1 protein-coding gene is annotated in these 269 nt (G+C 54.3%); it reads left to right on the top strand.

The features are described 5' to 3' along the window. Positions 1-33 precede the first annotated feature (33 nt). A partial coding sequence (locus KVT32_RS30200) for a hypothetical protein (RefSeq protein ID WP_217619440.1) occupies positions 34-269 on the top strand: 236 nt, incomplete at its 3' end.

Below are 269 nucleotides of genomic sequence, written 5' to 3'. Positions count from 1 at the left end.
CAGGTTGACCGTGATGCTACCTGTGAGTGACGGATGGGTTTGCAGGCAAAGGAATCGCTTGATGCTGCTCAGCAGGGAGCTATTCGTTGGGGCTGTGAGCAAGGAGCCATCGTCGATTACCTTTCGGAAGTCGATGAATGTCTTTTCGGGGCCGAACGTGCATTCCCACGTGTCAGCTTCGAACGAGTTGTTTCGCCAGGACGCGTGCCCAAGGGCCTGATTAGTGACCCGAAACTTGTTGATAAAATCCAGTTCTTTCGGCAGCGGGC

This window comes from Achromobacter sp. GbtcB20 (assembly GCF_019091095.1).
GTDB lineage: Bacteria > Pseudomonadota > Gammaproteobacteria > Burkholderiales > Burkholderiaceae_B > Achromobacter > Achromobacter mucicolens.
The sequence above is the reverse complement of the archived record's forward strand: the minus strand, read 5'-3'. Positions and strand labels throughout refer to the sequence as shown.